This window comes from Janthinobacterium sp. NKUCC08_JDC, from assembly GCF_019345575.1.
In the GTDB taxonomy this organism is placed as follows: domain Bacteria; phylum Pseudomonadota; class Gammaproteobacteria; order Burkholderiales; family Burkholderiaceae_D; genus Janthinobacterium; species Janthinobacterium aestuarii.
This window is the reverse complement of sequence record NZ_JAHKQW010000061.1, coordinates 1-238: the sequence shown is the minus strand read 5'-3', so window position 1 is coordinate 238 and position 238 is coordinate 1. Positions and strand designations below refer to the sequence as shown.

Below are 238 nucleotides of genomic sequence, written 5' to 3'. Positions count from 1 at the left end.
AAGAAGAAACAGTAGTCGTAGTAGTTCCGCGTTGGGGCTGTAGCTCAGCTGGTTAGAGCACCGTGTTGATAACGCGGGGGTCGTTGGTTCGAGTCCAACCAGCCCTACCAGCTAATTAGTAAAATCTCAGGGGGATTAGCTCAGCTGGGAGAGCACCTGCTTTGCAAGCAGGGGGTCGTCGGTTCGATCCCGTCATCCTCCACCAAAGTTTTACTCGAAAGTGCAAACGTAAGCCGGT

2 tRNA genes are annotated in these 238 nt (G+C 52.9%); both read left to right on the top strand.

Annotated elements, in window-relative coordinates:
- The first annotated feature begins 33 nt into the window (after positions 1–33).
- Positions 34–110, top strand: a tRNA-Ile gene (locus tag KO538_RS29115).
- Positions 111–129: 19 nt separating this feature from the next.
- Positions 130–205 (top strand) — tRNA-Ala (locus KO538_RS29110).
- Positions 206–238 lie beyond the last annotated feature (33 nt).